This window comes from Candidatus Culexmicrobium sp. (assembly GCF_058356305.1).
In genome coordinates this window covers 1-4,300 of sequence record NZ_JBTVBB010000041.1, presented here as the reverse complement: position 1 = coordinate 4,300, position 4,300 = coordinate 1, and the positions used below count along the sequence as shown (strand labels likewise).

Below are 4,300 nucleotides of genomic sequence, written 5' to 3'. Positions count from 1 at the left end.
CAGTGTCTTCAATTTCAGGTCGTTGTAGTGTTTTGCTGAAGATTTGGGTTTTGAAGTGTACTTGTTAATCCATAAAGTGCGTGTATTAGGACTCCTCCCCATTTAGCATTTAATATTCGCGGTATTTTTGGTTTTATGAATTTTAGGCCATTCCTAATGCATTCTTCTTCTAGTCCAAGTTTCATTGATGTTAAAGCGTTGAGTACTATGCATGTTCTAAATATTCCTCCCTTTGCTGTTTTTGGAGAGTATCCTGGCCATGCACCATTTTTCAGCTGTGTGTTAATTAGGTGTTTAATTGGTTCAATTACTAATTTATCATTCTTACTATATCTAGCGTAGCTAAGATATGTTAAAACTATTTCTGGTGCGAGGTTCCATTTATTATATTCCCAGTCTTTTTTCAGAAAGTTGATTGTGGATTCTAAATTTACTTTTCTGCCAATACATTTATAGGTTGCTAGTATTAGTGCAGTGCACCATGCTTCGCTTTTCTGAGGTTTTAGGTGTTTTGGTTTCCAATTCCAGCCGCTATCATTGAGTCTCTGATTTTCTATCCAATTTAGAATGATGTGTGAGTTTGGATGGGTTTTTTCAATTAAATGGTATGTGAGAAGGGTTAGAGCGGCTGAGTTAACTAATTTGCATATTTCATTTATGCTCTTCTTTTTTAGGTATGCGTGTAATATTGGTTTAAAGTGTTGTTTATGTTTTCTTGATTTTATTATTGGATGAGCTAAGTAGAGGTCTGTTAATGGTAGTTTTTCAATGTTTTCTATTAAAATTTCCATTAATTTTTCAATTAGGATTTCTTTTTTAAGCATTTATATCACTTTGATGTGGCTTTGTGATGGTTATAGCTTTATTCTCCCAGTTTCTTCTTCAATTTTTATTTTTGTTCCATAGAGCTTTGATAATTTTTTGACGTTTTTGAGTATTTTTAATGCTTTTTCTTTTTTTGCTAGTAGTGGTCTTCCTCTGTTTGGTCTTGGTTTTTTAAATCCCAGATCTACTGGGTATAGCTTTATTTCTTCGAATTTACCTTTATTGAAGGTGCAGTGGACTAATATTGTTTCCCAGTATTCTGGCTTTGCGGTGAACCATTTGAATCCCATTTTTATTAGCTCTGGTATTCCCTTTTCCCTTGCATCATAGAGTTCTGATGGCGTTGCTTTCCAGTCTAGCTTATATCTTTCATAGAGGTCTGCTGGTTGTTTTTTGATTAGGTCATTTTGGAATATGAAGTTGCCTAGGCTGTAGAATATCGGCTTTCCCTTGTAAATTTCTATTCCCCTTAATATGTGGGGTCCATGTCCAACGAAGAGGTCTGCCCCTGTATCTATACATTTTCTCGCGAATTCTTCTATGAAGGGTGCTGGTTTTTCTAGGCTTAGGTATCTTTCATGACAGTGTAGTGAGAATATTACGAAATCTGCCATCTTCTTTGCATCTCTTATTGCTTTTAAGTTTCCCTCTTCATCTTGCTTATTGATTTTAAAGTTAACTTTAATTTCATCACCTCTTATGAATTTGTTTCCAAATAGTCTAATGGTATCTATGTCTTCTCTGGGTTTATATCCTAGGAGTCTAGATATTTTGACGAGTGCTTCGAAGACTTCCTTTGGTATGGTATATTCTACACTATATCTTAATGGATTTACTCCAGGTCTTCCTTGTAAATCTGGTCTTGATGCACCTGCTCTCGCTTCTCTTGGAAAAGTTGATGTCGCTGATATTAAAGCAATCCTCCCCCAACTTGTCTCCAGGTAGGCTGGAGATCTTGCCTCACCTAAGTTCATGCCAACTCCTGCATGAACTATTCCAACTCGATCTAAGTTTCTTGTTGTTTCTATCATTCCCTCAATTTTATAGTCCATGGCATGATTATTGGCCCTACTAACCATATTGAAGCCCATCCATTTTAGTTCATCTGCAATATAGCTTTCTGTTGCGGCGTATGTTCCACCACTCTGTGCTGCTGGATAGCCTTTGAAGTCATTTATTAGTACTTCTAGATTTGTGAATCTTACCTGTGTACTTCTAATAATTTCTATTATTTTTAGGAATTCTGGTTCCTTATAAATTGACATTTTTGTTGCTATGAAGGAGTCTCCAGTTAGGGTTAAAGTTAATTTTTCATTTACCTCTCTCATATAATTCCCCGAAGTATTGTTGTTCGTATATGTAGATAACTAATTTGTTTTATGAATACATTGTTGTGCTTTAATGATAACTTAAATATTATTTTAAATGGATTTTATATGGTGAATTAATTGCTAAGTATATGCTTTTATGACTTGTATGCTGATATTGATGTTTTAAAAGGTTTTATGAGGGCTAATTGTGGTATTAAACTTGAAAATAGACTGGATGTTCCAGTAAACAAGGTTGCTTTCTTATTAAATAGAGGCTTAAAATTAAACTTGATTAAATGTATTGGTAGACGTGTAGAGTTTAATGAAAGGTTAACTAGCCTTGAAGATTTAGAGGGCTTTGAAGTCAACTTTATTGAGGTATTTTTCGAGGAACCATTGAATACTGGAGATATTGTAAGGTTAGCTATAAATTATGAGGGAAGAATAGCTGATTATCAACATATTTTCAAATATATTAAAGATAATATAAATGAGCGCTTCACTCTCATTAGACCTGACGCCTATAGTTATCCAATTATAGGTACATTAAAGTTTAAAGAAGATATTCCAATAATTACTTCTCAGCAGTTTAACTATAAATTAAAAATTAGAGTTCCCAAAAACTATGTAGTTGCTAATAGTGGATGGTTGGTTAATAAGATTGAGTTTGATGAAAAAGTATTGTACATTTATGAGAGTAGGCTTCCAAGCTATAGAATTGACTTTGCAATTGCTAAGTTTAGGGAGCTTCATGATGTTGAAGATGACTTACATGTCTTTGTATTTGATGAGGATTATGAACAGGCAACTAGAATTTTAAATGAATTGAAGAGAACCTTAAGATTTTATGTTGATTGGTTTGATTATCCACCTAAATGGGCCGGATACACTGTTATTGAAATTCCTGATAATTGGGGTAGTCAATCTGATTTAACTGGAATGCTACTTAATGCTGAGGTTTTTAAAGACCCAAGTAAAATTTCAGGTTTATATCATGAAATAGCTCATTTATGGTATGTTAAAAGTGGTGAAAAGTATATTTCAAGATTTTTTGATGAGGGTCTTGCAACTTATCTTCAATTGCTGGCTGAAAGAAATTTTCTTGGGGAAGACTATTTTAATAGGCGCTTAGAACAGTTGAGGGAGAAGTTTATTAAATTAGCTGAGAAAAATCCAAAGCTTATTGAAGTGCCTATTTCTAAGTATGGTGAATACATGTTAACTGATGCTTCATATTATATTGGAGCCTTCATATTTTATATGCTACACCAGTTAGTTGGAGATGAGAATTTTAAAATATTAATTAAAACGCTAACTAAAAATTATAGTGAAGATAAAGTTACTATGGAAGTTTTTAAGAAGCTAGTAATAACTATTTGTGAAGAAAAGCTTAATCGATTCATTTTTGAATGTTTATATAGTAATAGGCCAGCTCAATTCTTGATTAACAGAGTTCCAATAGATGAAGTAATCTCGAGTTACAAGTAATCCACTTGAATATTCTTCGTATTTTTAAGTCATGCTTTCTCTCTATGTTATATTGAAGTTATTCTAGTTGTTTCTAAATGCTTTTAAATTTTCTTTTCTATCTTTTAAATGGTGAATCATATGTATGGTTGGAATGGTAGAATTCTTAGAATAGACTTGTCCAAGAAAAAGTGGAATATTCAAAAGTATGATTCAAGTTTAGCATTAAACTTCATTGGTGGCAGGGGATTTGCAATTAAAATTCTATGGGATGAACTCAAGCCAGGTACACCGCCTCTCTCACCTGAGAATAAGCTTATATTGGCTGCTGGTCCACTTACTGGTTTGCCTCTAGCTAGTAGTGGTAAAATGGTTGTTGCAGCTAAAAGTCCGTTGACTAATGGTTATGGTGATGGTAATGTTGGAACCTTCGCTTCAGTATATATGAGGAAGGCTGGTTATGATGCAGTGGTTATTGATGGTGTAGCTGAAAAGCCTATCTATCTATATGTTGAAGATGATAAGGTTGAGTTTAGAGATGCCAGCGACTTATGGGGTTTAGATTCATTTAATGCGGAAAGAAAACTCTATGAAGTTCATGGTAAAGATTCAGGTATAATTTTAATTGGCCCTGCAGGTGAAAATCTTGTTAAATATGCAACTATAGTTTCACAAGAGGGCAGAGCTGGTGGAAGACC

General features: G+C 33.8%; 4 protein-coding genes. 2 read left to right on the top strand and 2 right to left on the bottom strand.

What is annotated here, in order from left to right:
• Positions 1 to 14: 14 nt before the first annotated feature.
• The gene (locus ACW8TM_RS10525; RefSeq protein WP_491533250.1) at positions 15 to 824 is read right to left on the bottom strand and encodes a prenyltransferase/squalene oxidase repeat-containing protein; all 810 of its coding nucleotides are present in this window, start codon (positions 822 to 824) and stop codon (positions 15 to 17) included.
• 30 nt (positions 825 to 854) lie between these two features.
• On the bottom strand, positions 855 to 2,153 hold the full coding sequence (locus ACW8TM_RS10520) for a CapA family protein (protein WP_491533249.1): 1,299 nt from the start codon (positions 2,151 to 2,153) through the stop codon (positions 855 to 857).
• Positions 2,154 to 2,273: 120 nt separating this feature from the next.
• Between ACW8TM_RS10520 and ACW8TM_RS10515 the strand changes: the two genes are divergently transcribed.
• Positions 2,274 to 3,623, top strand: coding sequence for a M1 family aminopeptidase (locus tag ACW8TM_RS10515; protein WP_491533248.1), 1,350 nt, complete (start codon positions 2,274 to 2,276; stop codon positions 3,621 to 3,623).
• Positions 3,624 to 3,743: 120 nt separating this feature from the next.
• The coding region (locus ACW8TM_RS10510) for an aldehyde ferredoxin oxidoreductase N-terminal domain-containing protein (RefSeq protein WP_491533247.1) at positions 3,744 to 4,300 on the top strand (557 nt) is incomplete at its 3' end.

Excerpts from the sequence above, each read along its gene's own strand:
- ACW8TM_RS10525 (WP_491533250.1), bottom strand. The coding sequence starts at position 824 with ATGCTTAAAAAAGAAATCCTAATTGAAAAATTAATGGAAATTTTAATA.
- ACW8TM_RS10520 (WP_491533249.1), bottom strand. The coding sequence starts at position 2,153 with ATGAGAGAGGTAAATGAAAAATTAACTTTAACCCTAACTGGAGACTCC.